Source organism: Endozoicomonas sp. ALB032, from assembly GCF_049310125.1.
In the GTDB taxonomy this organism is placed as follows: Bacteria; Pseudomonadota; Gammaproteobacteria; order Pseudomonadales; family Endozoicomonadaceae; genus Endozoicomonas_A.
This window is the reverse complement of record NZ_JBLYNW010000001.1, coordinates 4996312-5021777: the sequence shown is the minus strand read 5'-3', so window position 1 is coordinate 5021777 and position 25466 is coordinate 4996312. Positions and strand designations below refer to the sequence as shown.

Genomic DNA, 25466 nt, shown 5'->3' with positions numbered 1-25466 from the left:
GAAATACAGCAAGAGACTGATAAACCAGCCTCTTGCTGATAGATACCGAACGTGCGGCACATCAAACGGGTTTCATTCTTCGAGTCGGCGCTCGCACCGTTTAAGTCGTTTGGCCATATCATCAAGTCTCCTGAAGCGGACCGCGTTCTTTCTCCACTCCCCCGCATCCATGATGCCTGTCCCGGATGCATAGGCACCAGAACGGGATATGGATTTGGTAACCATTGCCATTCCAGAGAGATGAACATGATCAGCAATGGTGATATGACCCGCAAGACCCGAAGCACCAGCAATGGTGCAATATTCACCAACCCTGGTACTACCGGAAATACCGACATTGGCAGCAATAGCAGTGTGCTTTCCTATTATCACGTTATGAGCGATCTGCACAAGATTGTCGATTCTGACTCCGTCGTGTATCACCGTGTCCCCCAATGCGCCTCGATCAATACAGGTGCAGGAACCAATCTCTACATTGTTACCGATAACTACTCCACCGATCTGGGCTATTTTATGCCACTGCCCGTCCAATCGGGCGTTGCCAAAGCCATCGGCCCCGATAACAGCATTAGCATGAATAATACTGCGCTCACCAATAAAGACACCGTGACAGACTGAAACATTTCGACAAATATGACTGTTCTTACCGATCACAGTGTCATGACCAATCACAGCACCGGCATCAATTCGAACACCCTCAGAGATCTGAACTCCGGACTCAATCACTACTTTTGGGCCTATTGCGGCCGTTGGATGAATCGCGGCGTCTGAAGCAATAACTGCGGAGGAATGGATACCTTCAGGCAACCCCTTATCAGTATCAAACAGATGAGAAAGAGAAGCATACCCCAGATAAGGATTATCCAGAATCAATGCATTCCCGGCCCAGGCTTCAGCCTGAGCGGGTGCCAGAATAACGGCACTGGCCCCTGTAGTCTCCAGGTAGCGAGCGTAGGCGGGATTCGCTAAAAAGGCCAGCTCACCAGCAACAGCATCCTGAAGGGTATTCAGGCCAGAGATACACTCCTCACCATCACCCTTGAGTTCAGCAGCCACTCTGTCAGCCAGCTCAGACAAGGTAAAGGAAAAAGACTGTTTCATGAATTACTTCAACTTATTCATGCGCTCAATCACCTTACGGGTGATATCAAAACCAGGCTTAACGAAACGCGTAGCACCACGCTCCAGAACCAGATCATAGTCCTGCTCTTTAGACACTTCCTCAATCGCTTTATCAAGCTTCGGTCTCAGCTTACCCAGTTCGGTCTGGTCAGAACGGGCTTTTTCGCTTCGCAGCTGTCGATCTTGCAGTTGCAGATCTTCAAACTTACGCTTGATCTGGACCTGACGATTCTCACGCTGACCCTCGGTTAAAGTAGGACCATCTTTCTGCAGCTTTTGCTCCATTACTCTGATTTCTTCCTGCAGTGCTTTGAGCTGTTTGATTTTAGGAGCAAACATCTTTTCAGCTTCTTTGGCATATTTTTTGGCAGCGTCTGACTCCAGAACAGCCATCTCAGAATCCACAACAGCGATTTTTTGTGCCTGAGCCAATGGAGATAACAGCAGCAGAGCAACAAACGCCAATTTGATCGATTTCAAGTTCTTTCTCCTGAATAAAAACGCAAAGTCCAAAACAGAGTATACCTTTGTATACCAGAAACTCTCTAAAGCCTGAAACAATCACCTGATAAATTCTGAAACAGCTTCAAAGCTTTCCTAAAGCCACATGCGAGAACGCACTAATTATAATGAAATGGTATTATATCGCATCTATTTATACTGCTCTGCTTGTATAGAATCAGTAAAAACTGATTCTTTCTCCTGGCAAAAAAAGTGGGCATTCATCATATATAAAACCATCCTTCGGTATTATCGAATCGCAGGAATAATCAGGTGGAAATCAGAGCCGAAAACTGCTGAGGAAACACTCGCTCAACCTGTATGATTGTATTGGCTTCTGAAAATCTTATTGAGAGCTGCTAATGCCAGAAGCAGCCCTCAATAAAATCACGAGAGGTTTTAGAAAGGCGTACCCAGGGAGAACGCAAACACCTGAGTCTCGTCCTCTCCCTCGGGATTAAGTGCTTTGGCCAGACTAAAGGTCAGCGGTCCGAGTGGAGTAATCCAGGTCAGGCCCACGCCCACACTGTAACGAAGCGAACCAAAATCAGGCTTCGAGCAATCCTTGATATCACCGCTGGGACAATTGGTATCAAAGACATTACCGTAATCAAAGAACAGACTGGTTCTGAGCGAACGCTGATCTTTCACAAAAGGCAGAGGGAAGAGCACTTCAGCGGTACCCTCGAAGACAAAATCACCACCAATGGCGTTGTAATCATTGTCTGTCCGCTCTTTGGCCTTAGGACCCAGGGAGTTATCTTTATAGCCACGAACAGAGCCAAAGCCACCCGCATAGAAATGCTCGAAGAAAGGTATGTCGGTGGTATCACCATAGGCACCGATATAACCGATTCTGGTAGAGACGCGCCCTGTCAGCGAGTCGGTAAACGGATAGAAGTACTGGCCACGATAAACCAGCTTGTAAAAGCTGACATCCGACCCCGGAATAGTCACCTGCGCCGATGCACTTTGAGAGTAACCCCGTGTCGGCAGCAGGCCCCGATTCAATTCATTTTCGGACCAACTCAGCGTTGTCTTGACGTTTGTGAAACTATCACCATTCTCCTTCAGATAATTGAGAATATAATCCGGCGTTTCTGAACCCGTTGTAATACTGGTATCGTCAATACCCAATCCCATACTGATTGTCTGAGTTTCCGAAATCGGGTAACCAAAGTTAACATTGGCACCGGTTGTATCTGCAGCATAGTTCGAGATATCAGTATCACTGTAATCATAAGAACGGTGATACAAGTTGAAACCACGGCTGACACCATCAACGGTGAAATACGGATCAGTAAAGCTGAAGTTATAGAGCTGACTGACATCACTTTTGTTCAGACCTACAGACACCTTGTTACCGGTCCCCAGGAAATTGTTCTGACTGATAGAGCCGCCCAAAAGCAGGCCGTCAGACTGAGAGAAACCCACACTGGCTGATATACTGCCCGAAGGCTGCTCTTCAACGGTGTAGTTCACGTCAATCAGGTCACTGGTTCCGGGAACCGGTGGTGTTTCAACATTGACTGACTTAAAGAAACCCAGACGTTCCAGACGCACCTTGGATTGCTCAATCTTCTGAGTGTTCGCAGAAGCACCCTCCATCTGGCGCATCTCACGACGCAGAACTTCATCTTCGGTTTTGGTATTCCCGGTGAAGTTGATCCTGCGAACATAAGCACGTTTACCAGGATCAACAAAAAATGTCAGGGAAACGGTTTTCTTTTCGTGATCCGGAGTCGGTATACCTGTCACATTGGCAAAGGTATAACCTTCATTACCCAGGCGCCTGCTCAGAATTTCTTCTGTCGTCGTAATCACCCGACGGGAAAACACTTGTTCCGGTCTGGCCAGCAACAAGCTTTTGGCCTCTTCTTCAGAGATAATCAAGTCGCCCGCCAGCTTGACATCACTGATTGAGTATTTATCACCTTCATCAATATTAACAGTGATAAAAACACTCTGTTTGTCAGGACTAATCGAAACCTGAGTGGAGCGAATATTAAAGTTGATGTAGCCTCGATCCAGATAGTAAGAGCGCAGACGCTCCAGATCACCCGAGAGTTTTTCCCGGGAATACTTATCACTGGAGCCAAAGAACGAGAGCCAGTGCGACTCTTTGAGTTCAAACAAACCCAGTACATCTTCCTGAGGGAAAACCGTATTACCAACGACATTGATATGTCGGATGGTCGCTACCTTGCCTTCTTTGACATTGATAGTCAGCTTGACCCGGTTACGGGGCTGAGCTTCAACATCAGCGGTAATACTGGCTCCATAACGACCCTGAGCAACATATTGACGCTCCAGTTCAAGTCGAATAGCCTCCAGGGTAGCCTGCTGAAAAATCTCACCTTCAGCCAGACCTGACTTACTCAGCCCCTGCTTGAGATCATCCGTTTTGATGGCTTTGTTACCCTTAATTACAATTTCACTGATTGAAGGTCGCTCAATAACCGAAATGACCAGAATATCACCGTCTCTGGCCATTTGAATATCTTTGAAATACCCCGTGCGGAACAGAGATTTAGCTGCACTGGAAATCTGCACAGATTCAATATCATCCCCAACCTCTATGGGCAATGCATTAAATACTGTACCGGCTGAAACCCTCTGAAGGCCATCAATCCGGATATCAGACACTACAAAAGCATTAGCGCCTGACGCATAGGCCATCGAGCCAATCAGCAGAGACAACAGTGATCGCTTCATGGAATCCGTTCTTAGTCCGTGTTCATTTTTCACTCTGGGTAGTCGCATCAGAAAAGCCGGCTTATGTCATTATAAAGAGCCAGCATCATTACACTGACCACCAGAGTCACCCCAATTTTCAACCCAACCATCTGAGCCTTTTCAGACAGAGGTTTCCCTCTGACCCACTCCACCAGATAAAACAACAGGTGTCCTCCATCCAGTACAGGAATGGGCAGTAAATTCAAAACCCCAAGGCTGACACTCAACATGGACAAGAAATAGAGAAAATTCTCCAGTCCTGATTGCAGGGACGCGCCAGCCACTTTAGCAATGGTAATAGGGCCGCTCAAGTTTTTTACCGAAACCAGCCCGACAACCATCTTCCACAGCGACTCAAGCGTCATTCCTGTCAAAGCTGACGTTGCCTGAATAGCTTTGGGCACTGCGGAGAGCGGGTTAAACTGCAAGGTCCTGACCATATCGTCAGGCCAGGAGACCGACTGAACACCAGCACCAATATAACCCACAGATTGACCTTCCACCTCTTTCTCACCAGGCGTAATGGTAAGACTTTGGAGACTGCCGTTACGCTCAACGTCTAACTGCAGTGTTTTACCAGAGTGACTACGAATCAGGTTAACCCATGCCAGCCAATCCTGTACAGGCTCACCATTGGTTTTAAGAATTTTATCTCCGGGCTGGAGGCCTGCCTGCTCAGCAGCACCGCCCGGAACAACCTGACCGATAACAGCAGGTAGTTGTGGTGAGTAAGGTACAATCCCCAGTGCCCTGACGGGATTCAGATCCTCCTGACCTACCAGCCAGTTATGCAGGGGCACCTGCCTGATGACTTCAGTGCCTTCAGGCTTTTGACCAGGGATTCCGGGCCTGACCACGATTTCAACAGAGCGATTGTCGCCAATAAACGACAAAAGCTCCATAGTCACCTGTTGCCATCCGGGTGTATCTGTTGAGTCAATTCTTAAAATCTCATCACCGGGCTGAATACCGGCTATTGCAGCAGGAGAATCAGGCAATACTTTTTCAACCTGCGGCAGCACAGTCTTTACACCCAAAACATACATTAACCACAGTGCCGCTATTGCCAGCAGGAAATTAGCGATCGGACCCGCAGCCACAATCGCTATCCGGGACAGGACAGGCTTGTTGTTAAAAGCGAAGGCTCTTTCCGATTCAGGTACAGGCCCCTCCCGCTCATCCAGCATCTTGACATAACCGCCAAGGGGGATGGCTGCAATTACGTATTCAGTCCCCTGACGATCAGTTCGCTTCCAGAGCGGCTTACCAAAACCTACGGAAAAGCGAAGAACCTTGACACCACAACGACGGGCCACCCAGAAGTGGCCAAACTCATGGATACTGACAAGAATTCCTAACGTTATGACAAAAGCCAAAAACGTTTGCAAAGTTCCAAATATCATTTCGCGCTACCCAACCTCCGGTACGCCTGCCTGCCTGCTTTGACCTTGAACTCGCAGACAGCAGTGGTTGACAGAGTTTTATGATTCAATGTACGACTGTAAATAGAATATCGCCAGAATGACAGTAAATATATGTATTTAAGCCATGACAGCATCAAGCTGTCTTGTGCCACTGTTCAATCTGGGTTCTGGCCTGCAACCTGGCCTTTCGGTCAGCATCCAGCACCTGCTCAATATCACCTGCACTGAACACCTGAAGCGCCTGAAGCGTGGCATCAATGACTTCCGGGATACGATCAAAACGTAGATGATCACCCAGGAAGGCTTCCACAGCCGTCTCATTGGCTGCATTTAACATAGCGGCTGCAGTCCCACCGGTAGTTGCAGCATCCTGAGCCAGCTGCAAACATCTGAAACGTTGCATACAGGGCTTCTGAAAATCCAGTCTGCCAATATCGGCCAGAGAAAGCGGCTCCACACCGGATTGCACGCGCTCAGGCCAGGCCATTGCATGAGCAATCGGTGTGCGCATATCCGGATTGCCCATTTGTGCCAGAACTGAGCCATCCTCATAATCCACCAGAGAATGAATGATACTCTGCGGATGAATCAGCACCTCGACCTGGGAGGGACGAGCACCAAAGAGCCAGCAAGCTTCAATAAACTCAAGCCCCTTGTTCATCATGGTGGCCGAGTCTACTGAAATCTTTCGCCCCATGCTCCAGTTCGGATGAGCACATGCCTGGGCTGGTGTAACAGCAGGTAGAGTGTCTACCGGTGCATCCCTGAAAGGCCCACCCGAAGCGGTTAATAGAATTCTGCGAACCCCAACCCCCTGAAGACCTTCACTATAACCATGGGGAAGACACTGAAAGATAGCATTGTGCTCACTATCAATTGGCAACAGCTGGGCACCAGACTCTTTTACCGAATCCATAAAGAGCGCCCCGGTCATAACCAGCGCCTCTTTGTTTGCCAGCAAGACTTTCTTACCTGCCTTGACAGCGGCCAGAGTAGGCAGCAGACCTGCGGCTCCGACAATAGCAGCCATGACGATATCGATGTCTGAATCAGCAGCCATCAGAGCGACTGACCGACTACCACCAAGAACCTCTGTTTTAATCCCTTCAGCTTTTACCGATGCTCGCAACTGATCGGCAACAGCAGGATCTGACATGACAGCGAAGTCCGGCTTAAACGCCCTCACCTGCTCCAACATCGCATCATGACTTCGACATGCGACCAGCGACCTGACTCTGTAACGATCATTGTTTCGAGCAATGACGTCCAAAGTGCTTTTTCCGATAGACCCGGTTGAACCCAGGACACAAACCTGTTGCATGCTTAACTCCCTCCGACAATCAGAGCCAGAGTAAAGACCGGCACAGCCGCCGTCAGGCTGTCTATTCGATCCAGCACCCCACCATGACCTGGCAGTAAATTACTACTGTCCTTAATACCGCGCTCACGCTTGAGCATACTTTCAAAAAGATCACCCAATACGGAAACCAGAACAACAGCAACTGAAAGTACCAAAAGACCCAGCCCACGAGCTAAAGAAAGGTCAAAATACAAGCCCACACAGGCCGCCACCAGTAACGACATTAGTAGCCCACCGACCAATCCTTCAACCGTTTTCTTGGGGCTCACCCTCTCGGCGAGCTTGTGACGACCAAGATTCTTACCGGCAAAGTAGGCACCTATATCGGCTGCCCAGACAAGCAGAAACACCAGAATAATGGTCCAGCCATGCTGATCATGGAGTTTAAGTTTTGAGAGTGCAAACCAGGCTGGAACCAAGGTCAACACACCCATCACCAGCCTGAGCAATCGACTCTGACAGAAACGGGCAGAGGCCGGATAACTCTTCACCAGAGCAAATGCCAGCAGCCACCAGATAACAGACACTGTCAGCAGTGCATAGGCCGACATATCTTTCACAAACCAGCAGACCCCAGCGATCAGCAACACATAAACCACCCGGGCAAAAACATCTTTAAAGCCGGACAAATTAGCCCATTCCCAGGCTCCCAGCATGATAACCAGGGCAATCAGGACTGAAAAAGCGGTGGGAGGAAGAAAAATAACACTGCTCAGGGCCAATACTGCCAGAACTACAGCAGTTAGAATTCTCTGTTTTAACACGTAGCCTCAGCCTCCACCTGCTCACTGGTCTTGCCAAATCGTCTCTGGCGATTGACATAAGCCAGGAGCGCACGCTCAAACTCCCTGCGATCGAAATCCGGCCACAAGGTTTTGGTAAAATAAAATTCGCTGTAGGCACACTGCCATAAAAGAAAGTTACTGATACGCTGTTCACCACTGGTTCTGATGAGTAGATCAGGCTCGGGTATACCCACTGTACTCAAATGCTGACCAATTAACGACTCATCAACCTGGTCAGCGGATATCTCCCCCTGCTCTACCATGTTAGCCACTTTGCGGGCAGACTGGGCAATATCCCACATTCCTCCGTAATTGGCAGCAATCACCAGAGTCACTTTCGCTTCGTCAGCAGTCAAAGCTTCTGCTTCAGCAATATGTTCCTGTATGTCCGGACTAAAACGACTAATGTCGCCTATAATTTTCAGTCTGATATTATTTTTCTTGAGCTTAGCGGTTTCCTTGCGCAGCGTTCTCAGAAACAACTCCATCAAGCCATCCACTTCACTCTTCGGCCGGTTCCAGTTTTCACTGCTGAAAGCGAAAAGAGTCAGAACTTCAATACCTGCTTCACCGCAGGCTTCAATCACTTCTCTGACTGCTTTCAGACCCGCTCGATGGCCGGCAAGACTCGGAAGCAGTCGCCGTTTCGCCCAGCGGTTATTTCCATCCAGAATGATGGCCACATGGCGGGGCAACTTCTGAACTGGTACTTCCTTAAGGCTGCCGATTTCCTCTTGCGATTTCATGGCCATTCACTATTTTGTTGATCTGAAAATACAATTTATTTGCAGCACTCCGGAAGCGTTCACTGCAAATTGTAAACGCCAGCAAAGTGCCACTCCTAACACCTCAGAACAGATACACAAATCCACCTGAGAAACACCATCCCTGATCAAATGAGACATTAAGAGGAGCGATCAAACAGCCATGTTAAGGAAACACAGCCATGCCAATGACACAGAGCTGACGACAACACCACAATAACCACATTTGCAATTAAAGTGAGACTGCTATATCCAGATTGACACAGATTGATTTTCTTCGCTCATGACTGTCTATAACCAATCAATTAGAAGATGAAGCGCTCAAACTTCCATCAGGTCCTTTTCCTTGCTGGCCAACGCCGCATCTACTGCCGCAATGTATTTATCAGTTACCTTCTGGATATCGTCCTGTGCACGACGCTCATCGTCTTCACTGATTTCTTTTTCCTTTTCCAGCTCCTTGATATCGGCCAGCGCATCACGACGAATATTGCGAATAGCAATTTTAGCGTTTTCAGCCTCCTGACGTGCCTGACGGGTGTAGCCCTTCCGGGTTTCTTCAGTCAGGGGAGGCAGAGGGATACGAATCACTTCACCGGCAGTGGAAGGATTCAGACCCAGATCAGATTTCAGGATCGCTTTTTCTACATCAGGAACCATCTGCTTTTCCCAGACGCGGACAGCCAGAGTCCTGGCATCTTCAGTAGAAATGTTAGACACCTGGCTCAATGGCGTCTCGGAGCCATAATAAGAGACCCTGACACTATCGAGCAGACTCGGGTGAGCGCGGCCAGTACGAATTTTGGCAAATGCACTGTCCAGAGAGTCAACACTCTTGCTCATGCGCTCCTGCGCATCTTGCTTAATTTCTTCAATCATTTTCCACCCCACTCACCAGTGTTCCTTCTTCGCCACCTACCACTGCATTGAGCAGAGCACCGGATTTATTCATATTGAAAACCCGAACGGGCATCTGCTGATCACGGACCAGACAGATCGCAGTCAAATCCATTACGCCGAGTTTGCGCTCGAGCACATCATCATAGGTCAGGGATTCAAATTTTACTGCATCAGAATGTTTAACCGGATCCTTGTCATAGATACCGTCAACCTTGGTTGCTTTCAGCACAACATCGGACTCAACCTCAATACCGCGAAGGCAGGCTGCAGAGTCTGTTGTAAAGAAAGGATTGCCGGTACCCGCTGAAAAAATCACTACATCGCCACCATTGAGGTAGCGCATTGCACGACGATGGTCATAGTGCTCTACAACACCATCCATCGGAATGGAAGACATGACCCGGGTGTTGATGTTTGAACGCTCAAGGGCATCACGCATAGCCAGAGCATTCATAACTGTGGCCAGCATCCCCATATGGTCACCAGTCACACGGTCAAGGCCAGCGGCACTCAGCGCTGCGCCACGAAAAAGGTTTCCACCACCGATCACGATACCGACCTGAACGCCGATACCGACCAGCTGGCCAATTTCCAGAGCCATTCTGTCAAGAACACTGGGATCAATGCCAAAGTCCCCCGCTCCCTGAAGGGCCTCGCCACTGAGCTTAAGCAAAATGCGCTTGTATTTCGGTTGTCGATCATTTGCCGGCATATTCAGCTTTCCAATTCAGAGTTAGGCGAAGGCGCGCCTGTCCCCGATAACCTGCCGACTCACCCCACATCCTGCCAAATGAGCTTTCTGCACTGTCAGCAGCTCAAAAGCGGCCGTTTACATACAACCTTGCAGCAGTGCATCATTGCTCAGATACCAGAACACGGGTAAACCTGCAGACCCGCTGAACAGGCTCAGTCAAGCCTGTTCAGCTAACAGGTCAGGCACCATCCATTAACCAGTAATAACCAGTATCAGGATCAGAGTCCAGCCTGAGCGCGAACTTCAGCAGCGAAGTCCACTTCTTCTTTCTCGATACCCTCGCCAACTTCGTAACGAACGAAGCCAGTGATAGTTGCCCCAGCTTTCTTGGCCAGAGCACCTACCTTGACATCAGGGTCTTTAACAAAAGGCTGTTCAGTAAGACTGTTTTCAGCCAGGAACTTGTTGATACGACCAGCAATCATCTTTTCGATAATTTCAGCTGGTTTACCAGACTGCTCTGCCTGAGCCTTGAAGATTTCCTTCTCTTTTTCAACCAGCTCAGCAGGCATGTCGCCCTTGTTAACCACCTGAGGGTTAACAGCAGCAACGTGCATAGCTACATCACGAGCCAGCTCGGAGCTGCCACCGTCAAGGCTAACCAGAACAGCAATACGCTTGTTACCGTGAACGTATGCGTCAATCACGCCACCTTCTACGATTTCAATACGACGGACACCGATGTTTTCACCGATCTTCTGTACCAGCGCCAGGCGTGCTTCTTCCAGTTCACCTTCCATCAATTTGGCTACGTCAGCTTCCTTACGGTCAAAAGCAGCGTCTAACACTGTCTGAACGTAACCCAGGAAGTTGTCATCACGAGCAACAAAGTCGGTCTCGGAGTTAACTTCAACCATTACACCGAAGCTTCCATCTTCAGCAACTTTGGTAGCGACAATACCTTCAGCTGCGGTACGACCTGCTTTCTTGGCGGCTTTAGCCTGACCAGATTTACGCAGCTCTTCAATCGCCTTTTCAATATCACCTTCTGAAGCAACCAGAGCCTTTTTGCACTCCATCATGCCCAGGCCAGTGCGTTCACGCAGTTCCTTAACCAGTGCTGCAGTAATTGCTGCCATGGTGGGTTCCTCTCGCAAATATTCAATAAGGGATTCAGGGCAGCCTTGAGCTTAGTTGTTTAGCGCTTCAAGCTTATGACATACAAAATAGGCTTGTGCATACTGAAGCTCCTGTCAATGACCACCCCAAAGTGACAAACGCTCTTTTAAATCTGAAAAAGGGGGCCACGCCCCCTTTTCGCAACGACCAGAAGATTAAGCTTCCTTAGTGTCTTCCTGGCCGTCTTCAGCCTTGGCTTCAGCTGCTTCTGTAGTTTCTGCAGCTTCAGCTGCTTCTGCAGCTTCTACTTCAACTTCTACAAACTCGCTTTCAGCGCCTGTGTTGGCAGCGGAACGACCTTCAAGAACAACATCAGCAGCAGCTTTAATGTATAACTGAATAGCGCGAATCGCATCATCGTTACCAGGGATAACGTAGTCAACACCTTCAGGACTGGAGTTGGTGTCAACGATACCGATGACAGGGATGCCCAGCTTATTGGCTTCCTGGATAGCGATGCGCTCGTGCTCGACATCGATAACAAACAGTGCGTCTGGCAGACCACCCATTTCCTTGATACCACCCAGAGAGCGATCCAGCTTTTCCAAATCACGACGGCGCATCAGGGCTTCTTTTTTGGTCAGCTTTTCGAAAGTGCCATCTTCAGCCTGAGCTTCCAGGTCACGCAGACGACGTACAGACTGACGAATGGTCTTGTAGTTGGTCAGCATACCACCCAACCAGCGATGTGCTACGAAAGGCATGCTGCAGCGAGCAGCTTCTTCACGAATGATCTTACCGGCGGCACGCTTGGTACCAACAAACAGAATCTTGTTCTTACCTTCGGCCAGCTTGCGAATGAAGCTCATCGCTTCATTAAAGGCAGGCATGGTGTGCTCAAGGTTGATGATATGAATCTTGTTACGAGCACCAAAGATGAATTTATTCATCTTCGGGTTCCAGAAACGAGTCTGGTGACCAAAATGCACGCCCGCCTTGAGCATGTCACGCATGGTGACTTGAGCCATGAGAATTCTCCTGTTACAGGGTTAGGCCTCCACACACCCCATGAGTTCGACCCAACGATCAGCTCTCGCTGACTGCACTCGGGCACCCTGAATCATGTGTCGGTGTATGTGAGTTCTGTTTACAAAATCAAATAGTAACCTCGCAATCAGGTGACCCTGAACACGAGGACGCAATTTTATACCACAATCTTATGATGATTCAAAGTCGACAGATTTCTTTGCAGGAGGATTCTTTATACAGTTGAAGCCAGTTCCAGTTAACAATAACCAACTCTCTCTTCTTTTCTGTTAGAATTTCAGCAATGAATCCATAAAGCCCCTGGGAAGCTACCGAAGCAGACCGTCATAAGTGATCAAAACGACCTTGTTAACCCGTCATCAAAGATCACTCACTATAGAGCACTCTCGGTATTTCCTGCGCCTGACAAAGAATATTTGAAATGAACGTTACGATCAAAACCCCTGAAGATATTGAAAAAATGCGCATCGCCGGCAAGCTGGCTGCCGAAGTACTGGAGATGATCACCCCCCACGTAAAACCTGGCATTACTACTGGCGAACTTGATCGTATCTGTCACGACTACATCGTTAATGAACAGCAGGCTATTCCAGCCCCCCTGAACTATGGTGCTGCACCCGGTCGCCCCGGTTTTCCAAAATCCATATGCACCTCTCTGAACCATGTTGTCTGTCACGGCATTCCCAATGACAAGAAGACCCTCAAGAACGGCGATATGCTCAACATCGACATTACTGTTATCAAAGACGGTTACCACGGTGACACCAGCAAGATGTTCCTGATCGGCAACGTCCAGCCCTATGCAGAAAAATTAGTCAATGTCACACAGGAATGTCTCTACAAGGGCATCGAGATCGTCAAACCCGGTGTAAGGTTGAGTGATATTGGCCGGGTCATCGCCCAGCATGCTCACGCCAACCACTACTCTGTGGTTGAAGAGTTTTGCGGCCACGGCATCGGAAAGGTCTTCCATGAAGATCCTCAGGTACTTCATTACGATGGTTATGGCGATCATAACGATTATGTTCTGCGGGAAGGCATGACATTCACTATTGAACCCATGATCAATGCCGGCAAGAAGTTCACCAAACTCCTGGGAGATGGCTGGACTGCGGTCACCAAGGATCGTCGCCCTTCAGCCCAGTGGGAGCACACCATTCTTGTTACCGCTGATGGCGTCGAGGTACTGACTCTCAGAAGTGAAGAAACGCTTCCTTTTTGACCCCTGAATGGCTCGCACGTTTTATCTATAGAATCTGATCTGTAGAATTTCGCCTTCAAAGAAGCGCGAGCCGTTTTTTTTAGCGACGGAGTGCCAGGAGAATAATCTATTATGAATCACGCAAACCCAAAGATTCCGAATCAGCTTGAAGCCCAGCTGTTTGATAAAAACTCGTTTGTTACCGCCCTCAGCAATCAGCCTTCCATCCCTCTTTACAAAGACACCATCCAGTCTGGCAGAGATATGCTGAACCGATGGTTCAGGAAAAAAGTCAATATTGATCAGCTGGTATACAGTCATACTTGGCTTATCGATCAAATTCTTATCACAGTATGGGAACAATCTGCCTGGGACGATTCTGAACACATCAGCCTGCTTGCAGTAGGAGGCTATGGTCGGGGCGAGCTTCATCCTGGCTCCGATATCGACATTCTGATTCTTCTGGAGAATGACGAGTACCAGACCCACCAGACAGAAATCGAAACTTTTTTGACGACATTGTGGGACATTGGCCTGAAAGTAGGCTCCAGTGTGCGGTCCATAAAAGAATGCGCCGAACAGGCCAGAGACGATCTGACCATCATCACTAACCTGATGGAAGCACGCCCCCTCTGTGATCCTGAAAATCTCAACAAGCAACTTCAGGAAAAGATCAGCGTCCACCATATGTGGCCCAGCAATCAGTACCTTCAGGCCAAATTTGACGAACAGAAAGCCCGACACAAAAAGTATGCTGACACCGCGTATAGCCTGGAGCCCAACATAAAAGGCTCACCCGGCGGCATCCGTGATTTGCACATGCTGGGTTGGACCGCAAGACGTCATTTCGGTACCCAGGACCCGATCAAACTGATGGCTTTGAATTTTTTGACAGAAGCCGAATACGAACAACTCATCCGCTGCCGGGCATTTTTGTGGAAGATACGATGGGCACTGCATACACTGGCCGGCCGGGGCGAAGACAGACTCCTGTTTGACCACCAGCGATCACTGGCTGAACAGTTTGGCTACCGGGACCAACCTGGCTCACTGGCGGTAGAACAGTTCATGCAAAGCTACTTCCGCACGGTTCTGATTGTTGGCCAGTTCAAAGACCTGATCCTCCAGAATTTTGATGACAAGATTCTGAATGCGGACAAACCGCAGACCGTAACGGCTATCAATGATCGATTCCAGATACGCAATCAGTACATTGAAGTTACTCATGACCGGGTATTCGCTGAGCACCCGCCAGCTATTCTGGAAATGTTTGTCCTCATGACCCGCGACCCCGATATTCTCGGCCCAAGGGCTGAGACCATCCGGTTGCTGCGCGATATTCGTCACACCGTTGACAGTCAGTTCAGAAAAGACCCAAGGTGCGCAAAATTATTCCTTCAGCTTTTGCAGGCACCCTATGGATTAACCATCAGTCTCAGAAGAATGGCTCGCTATGGCATCCTTGGCCGCTACCTGCCAGAGTTTGGTCGCATTATTGGCCAGATGCAGTTTGACCTGTTCCACACCTATACAGTCGATGCGCATACTCTGTTGCTGATCAAGCACCTGCGTAGCTTTCGCTACGAAGAAAACAAGCAGCGCTACCCTATTGCCTCTCGAATCATACATGACATCAAAAAACCAGAGTTACTCTATGTCGCCGGCCTTTATCATGACATCGGTAAAGGGCGTGGAGGTGATCACTCTCAGCTGGGTGCCGTTGATGCCGAAGTATTCTGCCGAAGACACGGCCTGCGTCGTGTAGATACCAAACTCATTGTCTGGCTGGTACGCGAGCACCTCACCCTGTCGACCACGGCCCAGAAAAAAGACCTGTCGGACCCGGAAGTCATTCAGGATTTCGCACGTAAAGTGGGCAATCTGAACAACCTGAACCATCTTTACCTGCTCACTGTTGCCGACATTAATGCTACCAACCCTGAGTTGTGGAATGGCTGGCGATCTTCTTTATTACAACAGCTGTATAGCCAGACCCGCCTGGTCCTGGAGCACGGCATAGAGAATATGCCTGACAGTGATGAAAGACTGCTGGACATTCAGCAGGAGACTCTCGCACTGCTGGCTGATGACAACCTGGACATGCAATCGATTCAGTCACTCTGGAACACTCTGGATGACGACTACTTTTCCCGTCATGACCCCCATGAAATCGCCTGGCATACGAAGGGAATTCTCGCTCACCAGGAGCAGCAGCCCCTGATACTGACCCGGGAAACAGACACTGACAGGGAGCACAGTGGTTCTCAAATTTTTGTTTATGCGCCTGACCGCCCCAATCTCTTTGCTGCAACGGTGGCCGGACTTGACTCCCTGCACATCAGTATCCAGGACGCAAGAATCATTACCTCCAGTGAACAGTTCAGTCTCGATACTTATACCGTATTAGAAGAAGACGGTTCAGCCATAGGTAACAATGAGTCTCGCATTGTGCAGATACAGAGTTACCTGCAAGATATTCTCAGCGATTCGGGGCAAATGCCCGTTGCTGCCCAGAGACGCACCCCCAGACAACTTCGGCACTTCGCCAAAGAACCTCTGATCACCATCAGCAACTTACCCGGCATTAAAAAGACACTGCTGGAGATCAGGGCAACCGACAGACCCGGACTTTTGGCCAGAGTCGTAAGGACTTTCGTGGAACTGGAGCTGCAAGTCCATAATGCCAAGGTTGCTACCTTTGGTGAAAAACTCGAAGACAGCTTCTTTATCACGGATAAAAACCATCAGCCCATCAGTGATCCTGATGTTGCCGAGCATATCTGCCTGACTCTGAAGCAGATTCTGCAACAGGCCTCTGAACAGGATGTCATCCGCTTTCAGAAACCATAAGTTCTTAGCCAGGCCGATCGGGGACTTCAAGCTGTTTATGACTCTTGAGTCCCTTTATGGCTGTACCAAAAAACACCGGAGCCAGGAAAGCATTAACAACACCTGCAAAGTGTTGCATAGTCGGAAATATTCTAAATAAAAAACATCTTTTTTCAGTGGCTTAACTATTTTTAAGCTTTTGATTAACAGGTGTGATGATGAAAAAACTATATCTTATCCGGGTATCGTTCAGTTTTGTCATTACTGTGTTGCTCCTGCTGACCCCACCAGCTTCGGTTGCAGAGCATTTCCTACTTGTTTTTCAGAGTCCGCAGACCATCGTCAGAGTCCACCTCTCTGTACCCCTTGATACAGAAGCAGCTCAAGCATCGGTAGAACAAGGATTACAAGAACAACCCTCTGGATTGTTACCCAGTGAAGATCAGAAATATACAACAGTAGGTGGCTTGCCAATTTCTGAACCGGCGCCTTCTCCCCCCTCGGTCCGGCCCTCTGATTTTACATCAGGTGCTAATGATGAAAATCAGGAACCTGGTGCAATTGGAGGCATGCCGGAATCCACCGAAAGTCAGTTCTCTGATTTGACTTACATTATTAACGATGAAGGCCAGAACCTGGGAGGCCTTCCTTCACCCGTTTCACTGCATTTCATTGATCCTCATGACGGGACTGCATCAACTTCTTCCCTACCCTTAACAACTCAACCAACTGCTGCATCGAAAGAATATATCCGTCCGCTGCAAACCAAAAGTGCAAGCGTTTCCTCCTGGCTGGAAAGAGTAGAGGATGACGGTGGTGCATTTTTTTTTGAAGGTTCTCCAGATCAGCTGGATGAATTTGTCGTTCTGTTCGCCAGTCTGGTTGCTACGGAAGCTAAAGAAATGCATTCCTGTCAGCCGTTCACCCGGCTCCGCAGCTACATATGTGACTCGGATGTAAATCCGCGCTGGTATCGGGGAAGGATTGCGGTTCTCACTGAGTCAATCGCTATAGCGGCAGTTACCAGTGTTGGATTTAGTATGGGAATCCCTGCCTTGGGAGGCACATGTCTGAGTACCGGAATCTGTATTCCTCCCAGCATTTTAATGTTAAGCCGTGCCTGGTTTCCAAACCGGTTTCAGGTGAGTTTCACATTTCGATCGGATAATTTACTCATGAGTGAGGAAATCAATCATTTGCAGCAGATAGTGAATTTACTGCAGTGCACAGGAGGCTTTAATCTGGTGTCATTTCATTTCAACGAGCGGACCTCCATCCAGACACTGAGATTTATAGTCCAGGTACCTGATACAGTGCATGCTGGCAATCTCCGCGGCTTGCTTGAAAGGCACAATCAGCAATTAACAAATCCGTTTCAAATAAAGGTATCTGCCATTGGCGAGCCAACAACACACCCTGTTGGTCTTCTGGAAACCAGCCTCTAGAGCACAGATTAACTTTATATCCGTTATTTCGGACTACAGAAGCCTGGTATCAAAACGCTGTAAGAGAGAAGAAATAACATACTCAAAAACCCCTTCGCCAAATTAACAAACAAACTGTTATGAGAAACATAAAAACCACCTGCTCAACTCAAACGCTCTTTATTAAAATTATTATAAAAAGCAGAATACGTGGTTTTTTTTGAAAATCTGTATATCTTCACATCAAAATCATTCAGTAGAAATACAATAAAAAAATTCAAAGAATTCAAATACGCCGACTAGAATATGGGACTAGAAAAACATAGCAATTGAACATTGAAGCATAAGCACAAAATTTGATAGCAAAAATAGAGTCCAATCCACCTAAACAGTTGACAACCTGCCACCTTGAAGATTGAAAAAAAACCATGGTCGTATAATTCTCAAAACAACATTAGTCTCTGATTACGGAACAAGACGCACAATAACAAAAGAGTATTTCCCGGATCAATCAGTCTACTTTGGGTGCAAGCAAACTCGAGCACAGTCCCCACCCGATACAAGTCTAAAAAGTAGTTCAACACGTCAGTTAGTCAAATATATGGATACTTTTTCCTTCTCTATTTTAAAGTCACCCGGTCAAAGAATTCCCCGAACGTTTCTCTGTTTTTCTTTGTTTTTCTTTGTTTCCTTGTTAGTAAAATTTGTGGACACCCCTTTATTTTATATTTTATAGACAGAAATATTCTAAATAAAAAGCATCTTTTTCCAGCGGCTTAACTATTTTAAAAACGTCTGGTAATCAGGTGCAATAATGTTTGAGTCTTTAAAAGACACATTATGGCGATTTTTTTATTACCCCTTACAGTTTGCAGACAACACCATCAACAATCATGGAGGAGTGTTTTCGGGCAAGCATTAATTGAATGCATTTTCTGTTTTTTCGGGAAGGCTTAGTTACTCGCCGGGTCTTTATTCTGCCCTGGAGCAGCTCTCCCTTTCATTCTTATCTAATTCACTGTGCAGATTGGAAATGCGTTTCCGGCTATTAAGCTGGAGGAGTAATTATGAAAAAACTTTGTAGTGTTAAGGTGTTGTGCAGCTTTGTCGTTGCACTGATCTTTCTGCTGACCACCATGGTTTCAATGGCCGATAATTACGTGCTTAACTTTAAAACCTCACAAACACACGTCAAAGTATACCTGTCTATTGATCCTGAAACTAACACTGATGGAGCACCAGAAGAGCAAGCCACGGCCACCGGGATGTCCCCCGATGATGTGAGTGGAAGCCATGAACATAAGACAGTTGGAGGGTTACCAATTTCTGGGCCGCCACCTTCTGTCCAGAGCCAGCCTCGCGATTTGACATCGATAGGCAGTGATGGAGACCGTGAACCTGAAACAGTAGATGGCATTATACAGGGACTGCTATCTGATTTGACAATGGTTGAACATGCTATAGATCAGGAACTTGGAGCAACAGGCGGCCCGCCAGTTTCTCCCCAGACTCAGCCCCTTGATTTAAGATCTACTGGCATTGATTTAGATCAGCAGCCCGGAGCAGTCAGGCGCTGGCCTGCGTCTTCGCCAGTTTCAGTGACTATTATTGACTCTATCGACGCAGCTGATTCCACTTCAGCTGCCCAACCCTTAACCAATCAACCTGATGATGCGTCGGTGCATTCAGTCCACTATCTGAAAACAGGGAGTTCAATCGTCTATGCCTGGTTGGAAAGAGGAGAGGTAAGCGGCGGCAACCGGTTTCATATTTCTGCCAATGAACTTAAAGCCTTTGTCCGGATGTTTGCCAGTCTGGTTGCTATGAAAGTCAACAAAATGCGAAGCTGGAAGCCCTTTCCACGTTTCAGCACCTACGTCTTTAACTCCGAGGCAAATCCGACCTGGTCATGTGGAAAGTTTGCGGTGCTCTCGACGTTTCTTGCGGCAGCGGCAGGTACGGGCACTGGATTTGGTACGGGAGTCTCTGGATTAGCTTACGGATCTCTGGTCGCAGGGGGGGTCTTTACTCCTCTGTGTACCTGTTTTTTCAGCCATACACGTTTTCCAAACCCGTTTCAGGTGAGCTTCACTTTCAGTTCAAACCAGTTGCTTATCAGTCAGGAAATCTATGATTTTCAGCAAATTGTGAATATTCTACAGTGCTCGGGAGGTTATGAATTGGTATCGTTCAGTTTGGATGAGCAAAACGCCAGCCAGACACTGACGTTCAATGTCCGCGTGCCAGATAACGTGGATGCCAAACAGTTCCAAAACTGGCTGGAAAGTAAGAATCAGCAATTAGCTAATCCGTTTCAAATAAAAGTCTCTTCCATGGGCAAATCCGAAACCACGCTATAGGGCTAAGGTTGAATTTATCCGCAGCCGACAGATTAATCCTCATCTAAACATCCCCCCACTGATTCAAAGAAATCAGCGGGGGATTGTCTTTGCAGCTACTTTTTCACGATTTCGTAGTGGTTCCTGCCTGCTTCGTCACAGATGCCAATGAGCCTGCTCAAAAGGCCAGCAGGTCACGTCCTGACGCTCAGCCTATTGTAAGTACCTAACCAGTTGGTTTCGCATATTCTGGACGGCGGCTTTTTCCATCCTTCTGCGTTACAACTCTGGTTGCGTAGCTATGGCCACGCGTCCGTCGTTGCGCCTTGAAGGATGAAAAAATCCACTCGCCAGAATATGCGAAACCAACTGGCCAGGTACTTAACGGGTGCCTTTTGAAAGAGTTTGGGTGATGGTATTGCCGGGTGGCAGTATATTGCGCTTTTTCAGTACTTTCTTACTTATCTCAGCTTTGCTCTCTGCTTTTGCGACACCCTGGGAACTCTTACGCGATAAAAAACATCTTTTTCCAGTGGCTTAACTATTTTAAGACTTCTGATTAACAGGTGTGATTATGAAAAAATTTTTAATCATCGAAGCATTGTTCCATTTTGTCACTACAACAGTGTTTCTGACAGCTCCCATGGTTTTAGCAGCCGATGACTACGTGCTTAATTTCAAAACTTCAAAGACTCTCGTCAAAGTCTATTTATCTATAGACCCTGACAGAAAAACCGATGAAGTATCGCAAGCATGCGGGCTACAAGGGCATTCCTTTGTGTTACCAAACGTTGATAACAGTGCGAGTCGAAATTCCAAAAAGGCTGAAGGGTTACCAATTTTTAATTCGCCATTTTCCCGGGTTCACGCTCCTGGGATGACACCCTTTTATAATGATGAGACCGAGGAGCGAGGCGCCGTTGGGGGCCTGCCAATTGCAGTATCTTTATTCGAGCTTGAGTTTGAGTTTGATTCCGATGACGAAGATGAATCCTCTCCTCCAGCTCAACCCTTAACCACTCAACCCGTTGCAGTTTCAACCCATTCTATCCAAAATCTGCAAACTGGAAGAGCCTCGGTTTCCGCCTGGCTGGAAAGAGTAGAGATGGCCGATGACGCCCCGTCAATTCATGTTCCTTCAACCCAGCTCAATGCGTTTGTCCGTGTCTTCGCCAGGTTGGTTGCTATGGAACCTAAAGAAATGAATACCTACCAGCCTTTCACACGGTGTGGCATCTTTGTATGTGACTCGACCGCAAATCGGATTTGGAAATATGGAAAGTTTGTGCCTTTCTTTGCGTTGATTTTGACAGCAGCAAGTTCCAGTGCTGCATTTGCTGAGGGAGCTCCTATTCTTGCTGCCGTATCCCTGGCCGCAGGGCTACTCATCACCTCTGCCTCTACCTTATTCTATAGTCTTACCCACTTTCCAAATCAGTTTCAGGTCAACTTCACATTTAGCTCGAACAATTTCGAAATCTGTAATTTGCAGCGAATAGCGATCATGCTGAAATATTCGGGAGGTTACGAATTGGTATCGTACATTCTGGACGATCAACACGATAGCCAGACACTGAGGTTTAATGTCCGGATGCCGGACGCAGTAGATGCCAACCAGTTAAAAGCCTGGCTCGAAAGTCATAATCATCACTGGGCCAGCCCTTTCCAGATAGGGGTCTCCGACATCAGCAGACCAAACTATATGGGTGAGCGGGAATCCAGACTTTAGAATTCAGTTTGAATTTATGGGCGGAAAACAGGACGGTTGTTGTCTCATCGCAACCGTCTTTTATCGATACAAGGTGGCCTATTGACAGAAAACAAGCAGGACGCGCCCTACAAGAGGTGTTGAAAAACGACCATAAAGGAACATCACAACCGATCTAAAGAGCCTCGATATCTTTGTTAAAAAGTCTAACAAAATACTTTATTTACTATGGTCAAAGGGAATGACTGGTTAATAGTTGTCATAGTCGGAAATGTTCTAAATAAAACCCCATTTTTTCCATAGGCTTAACTATTTTAAAATTTCTGATTAACAGGTGTAGTTATGAAAAAAATTTCGAGCATCAAGAGATTGTGTAGTTTTTTCACTGCACTCCTATTCCTGCTGACCCCCACAATTTCAGTCGCAGATAATTTCGTGCTTAATTTCAAAACCTCACGGGCACTCGTCAAAGTTTATCTGTCCGTAGAGTCTGACACAAAAACCGTCGCTGATGACCTAACCCCAGCCCCCGGATCACAGGGAGACTACTCTGAGTTACCAACCCATGAAAATACTGAAAGCCAGAGATCTGACATGGTTGGCGGGTTACCCGTTACCGGACGGATCCCTTCTGCCCAGAGTCATTCCAGTGGCTTGACATCGGCGGCTGACGATACGGGTCAGGAACAGGGAGCTGTTGGGGGAGTGCCGACTTCTCCGGCAAATGGTGCGGTTTCCTTACCAGTCTCAGTGTCTTTCTTTGATTCTGATAACAGGGCTGAATCCACCACTCCCGAACAGCCCCTGACCAGTCAGCCTGCTGCTATGTCGAGACGTTCCGCTGAATTTCTACCCACCGGAAGTGCCTCTGTTTCCGCCTGGCTGGAAAGAGAAGACCGTGGCGCTGGTGAACCGTTTGTACATATTAATGAAAACCAGCTGAAAACGTTTATCCACGTATTCGCCAGGCTGGTGGCCATGAAAGCCGACGAAATGTATTCCACCCCGCCTTTCTCCCGGCCTCACTGTGTATCAGACCCGGAAGCCATAGAGCCCGACCATCAGCTCAGCTGCTTATGTGGTAACTACATATGTAACTCGGAAGTAAATCCGTCATGGTCATATATGAAGTATGCGGTTGCGCTTACGTTTCTCGCGACAGGGGCTGTTTCAGGAGTTGGATTTGGTATAGGGATTCCAGAGCTGGGAGGCGGATGCCTGGGTGCAGGACTGATCGCTTTAGGTCTGGAAGGCCTTTTCTTTAGTCATACCACCTTTCCAAAAGAGTTTCAGGTCAGCTTCACGTATAACTCAAGTAATCTGGAAATCGATACTTTGCAGCATATGTTGCCCATACTGCAATACTCTGGAAGTTATGAGTTGCTCTCATTCAGTTTGAACGAACAAAACGCCAGCCATACATTGAGTTTCAGGCTATGGGTGACGAAGGCTGTGAATGCCGAGAAGCTAACAAACTGGCTCGATACTCGTAATCAGCAATTGGCTAATCCTTTTGAGATAGAGATCTCTTCTATCGGCGAGCAGGCAGATAAGGAGCCGGTAGATAAGGAGCCGGTAGATAAAGAGCAAACAGATGGCGCGCAGGCAGATGATGAGTCGGCAGATAACAAGCAGCCAGCAGATCAGCCAGCAGATAACAAGCAGGCAGAAGATCGGCCAGCAGATAACAAGCAGGCAGAAAATCAGTCGGCAGATAACGAGCTGATGGATAAAGTCGAAAAGGAAACCGAACTATAGGGCTCATTAACTTTATACAAGGCGGCAGGCCGGGTAGCTTTCCTATCGCAACAATGCATAGCGATAAAGCTGGCCTGCCGAAAGAAAATGAGTTAGACATGTCCCACAGCAGATACTGAAAAACGACCAGAAAGTAAAATTACAGCCTGATTTGAGTCACTTTGTATTTTTTCTCCATCTACAGCTACTCAGCGGGAATGGCTGATTGAGAGTTTTTACATTCAGATATCATCTAAGTAAAAAGCATCTTTTTTCATTGACCTAACTATTCTGAAGCTTCTGACTAAAAAGGTATGATTATGAAGAAAAAATGCCGCAATGCTCAGTTGCTTATTATTTGATCGGATTTCGTTTTGACAGGGAGCGCAAAAGCCAGACACTGATGCTTAATGTCCGAATGCCAACCAGCTAAGAGACTGGCTCGAAAGTTATAATCAGCAATCAACCAATCCCTTTCGGATAGAGGTCACCTCCATGATGCGAAGATCTGAACATACAGGCGATGAAAGAACCCGCTTATAGAGCCTGGGCTGAACTGTCTCACTATTGCTGACAGGTAAAAAGCCTTATAAAGCATATCACCAGACTCTGGTGGACAAATGCCTTGCCTCCACCAGAGCCAGATCACTGCTGGACTAAGGTACATCGATCTGTACAATAGAGCGACCCTTCTTAAAGGAGCCTGATGGACTTAGACGATTTCAGCCAATTCCGGGAAGCCTGAGTCCAACAGACGCCAAGTACCAGATTTGCTATCAGAGTCTTTTATGATCAACGCCTATCACCGTGATACTGAGCAGTACTGCATCACCCGTATACAGACCGATGTGGCGCTTCCTGAAAATACACTCTGGCTGGACCTTGTTGAACTGGACGAAAACGAGGATGACTGGCTGAAACAGGAGTGCCCGGGATTTATAGAAGACGAAGATGCACTGTACGAGATTGAAGCCTCATCACGATTTTTTGAAAGTGAGACAGGTTTTCATATTCGTTCCTTATTCCCTCATCAGGCAGGCCAGGAATTTCGAAGCATCAACGTTGCTTTCAACCTTCGTGACGACCAGTTGGTCACCCTACAGGATGAGCCTACCGCCCTGTTCCGACTGATGAGAAATTATCTGAAACTGCAACACATAAAGGCACGAACACCGATCGATATCTTGATCGCATTGTTTGACACTAAAGTTCAGTTTCTAGCTGACACTCTGGAAGAAGTTTACGAAAATCTCGAAGCCACCAGTCAACATGCTCTTTCTGACGATGATACTGATGTTGATGACCTGTTGAAAAATATTACCCTGCAGGAAGATATAAACGGCAAAGTTCGTCTTAATCTACTGGACAGCCAGCGCTGCCTCAGATACATACTGAAAAACTGCCGTCACAAGCTGGATGACGGACAGGTTGACCAGGTGCGAGACATTCTTCGTGATATTGACTCTCTGACACCCCACACTGGCTTTCTCTTTGATAAAATCAACTTCCTGATGGACGCCACCATGGGTTTCATCAATCTGGAACAGAACAATATCATTAAGATATTTTCCGTAGCCGCCGTGATGTTTCTGCCGCCGACCCTGATTGCCAGCATCTATGGTATGAACTTCAAGGTAATGCCTGAACTCAGTAGCAGTTGGGGATACCCTCTGGCCCTGATTCTGATGCTGGCAAGCGCTCTTGGCACTTATTTTTTCTTTAAACGAAAAGGCTGGCTATAAGTAACCGAACAGAGTAAAGCCTGCCCATATGCCA

The 25466-nt window shown here is 47.6% G+C and carries 18 protein-coding genes; 7 read left to right on the top strand and 11 right to left on the bottom strand.

Annotation, left to right across the window (positions count from 1 at the left end):
- Positions 1-72: 72 nt before the first annotated feature.
- From lpxD to rpsB, 11 genes are all read right to left on the bottom strand, one after another.
- On the bottom strand, positions 73-1101 hold the full coding sequence (gene lpxD / locus ACO6VG_RS18295) for a UDP-3-O-(3-hydroxymyristoyl)glucosamine N-acyltransferase (RefSeq protein ID WP_422133634.1): 1029 nt from the start codon (positions 1099-1101) through the stop codon (positions 73-75).
- A 3-nt stretch (positions 1102-1104) separates the two neighbouring features.
- The gene (locus tag ACO6VG_RS18290; RefSeq protein ID WP_422133633.1) at positions 1105-1602 is read right to left on the bottom strand and encodes an OmpH family outer membrane protein; all 498 of its coding nucleotides are present in this window, start codon (positions 1600-1602) and stop codon (positions 1105-1107) included.
- A gap of 420 nt (positions 1603-2022) precedes the next feature.
- Positions 2023-4338, bottom strand: coding sequence for an outer membrane protein assembly factor BamA (gene bamA / locus ACO6VG_RS18285; protein WP_422137900.1), 2316 nt, complete (start codon positions 4336-4338; stop codon positions 2023-2025).
- A gap of 47 nt (positions 4339-4385) precedes the next feature.
- Entirely contained in the window at positions 4386-5762 is a 1377-nt protein-coding gene (rseP, locus tag ACO6VG_RS18280) for a sigma E protease regulator RseP (RefSeq protein ID WP_422475059.1), read from the bottom strand.
- Between the two features lie 154 nt (positions 5763-5916).
- Positions 5917-7104 carry a 1-deoxy-D-xylulose-5-phosphate reductoisomerase gene (ispC, locus tag ACO6VG_RS18275; RefSeq protein ID WP_422137898.1) on the bottom strand — a complete coding sequence of 396 codons (1188 nt, stop codon included), beginning with the start codon at positions 7102-7104 and terminating at the stop codon, positions 5917-5919.
- A 2-nt stretch (positions 7105-7106) separates the two neighbouring features.
- Positions 7107-7907, bottom strand: coding sequence for a phosphatidate cytidylyltransferase (locus ACO6VG_RS18270; RefSeq protein ID WP_422133629.1), 801 nt, complete (start codon positions 7905-7907; stop codon positions 7107-7109).
- Entirely contained in the window at positions 7901-8656 is a 756-nt protein-coding gene (gene uppS, locus ACO6VG_RS18265) for a polyprenyl diphosphate synthase (RefSeq protein WP_422137102.1), read from the bottom strand. The genes ACO6VG_RS18270 and uppS overlap by 7 nt, the downstream gene beginning before the upstream one ends.
- A gap of 357 nt (positions 8657-9013) precedes the next feature.
- Positions 9014-9571, bottom strand: coding sequence for a ribosome recycling factor (gene frr, locus ACO6VG_RS18260; RefSeq protein WP_422133628.1), 558 nt, complete (start codon positions 9569-9571; stop codon positions 9014-9016).
- Positions 9564-10304 (bottom strand): UMP kinase, encoded by a 741-nt coding sequence (gene pyrH, locus ACO6VG_RS18255; RefSeq protein WP_317141688.1) that lies wholly within the window; start codon positions 10302-10304, stop codon positions 9564-9566. Before pyrH ends, frr begins: the two co-directional genes overlap by 8 nt.
- Positions 10305-10564: 260 nt before the next feature.
- Positions 10565-11425 (bottom strand): translation elongation factor Ts, encoded by an 861-nt coding sequence (tsf, locus tag ACO6VG_RS18250; RefSeq protein WP_422409533.1) that lies wholly within the window; start codon positions 11423-11425, stop codon positions 10565-10567.
- A gap of 195 nt (positions 11426-11620) precedes the next feature.
- Positions 11621-12433 (bottom strand): 30S ribosomal protein S2, encoded by an 813-nt coding sequence (gene rpsB / locus ACO6VG_RS18245; protein ID WP_422133626.1) that lies wholly within the window; start codon positions 12431-12433, stop codon positions 11621-11623.
- 440 nt (positions 12434-12873) lie between these two features.
- On the opposite strand from rpsB, the gene map reads away from it, so the two are divergent.
- From map to corA, 7 genes are all read left to right on the top strand, one after another.
- A complete protein-coding gene (map, locus tag ACO6VG_RS18240) occupies positions 12874-13674 on the top strand; it encodes a type I methionyl aminopeptidase (RefSeq protein WP_422475057.1) in 801 nt (266 codons plus the stop codon).
- Positions 13675-13785: 111 nt separating this feature from the next.
- A complete protein-coding gene (gene glnD, locus ACO6VG_RS18235) occupies positions 13786-16503 on the top strand; it encodes a [protein-PII] uridylyltransferase (protein WP_422133624.1) in 2718 nt (905 codons plus the stop codon).
- Positions 16504-16700: 197 nt separating this feature from the next.
- Positions 16701-17927, top strand: a complete 1227-nt coding sequence (locus tag ACO6VG_RS18230) for a hypothetical protein (protein WP_422475055.1) — start codon at positions 16701-16703, stop codon at positions 17925-17927.
- A gap of 1046 nt (positions 17928-18973) precedes the next feature.
- Positions 18974-20266 (top strand): hypothetical protein, encoded by a 1293-nt coding sequence (locus tag ACO6VG_RS18225; protein WP_422133622.1) that lies wholly within the window; start codon positions 18974-18976, stop codon positions 20264-20266.
- Positions 20267-20819: 553 nt separating this feature from the next.
- Complete coding sequence (locus ACO6VG_RS18220) at positions 20820-21974, top strand: hypothetical protein (protein ID WP_422475053.1); 1155 nt, start codon at positions 20820-20822, stop codon at positions 21972-21974.
- 414 nt (positions 21975-22388) lie between these two features.
- Complete coding sequence (locus ACO6VG_RS18215) at positions 22389-23711, top strand: hypothetical protein (RefSeq protein ID WP_422475051.1); 1323 nt, start codon at positions 22389-22391, stop codon at positions 23709-23711.
- 767 nt (positions 23712-24478) lie between these two features.
- The gene (gene corA / locus ACO6VG_RS18210; protein ID WP_317141697.1) at positions 24479-25432 is read left to right on the top strand and encodes a magnesium/cobalt transporter CorA; all 954 of its coding nucleotides are present in this window, start codon (positions 24479-24481) and stop codon (positions 25430-25432) included.
- Positions 25433-25466: the final 34 nt, after the last annotated feature.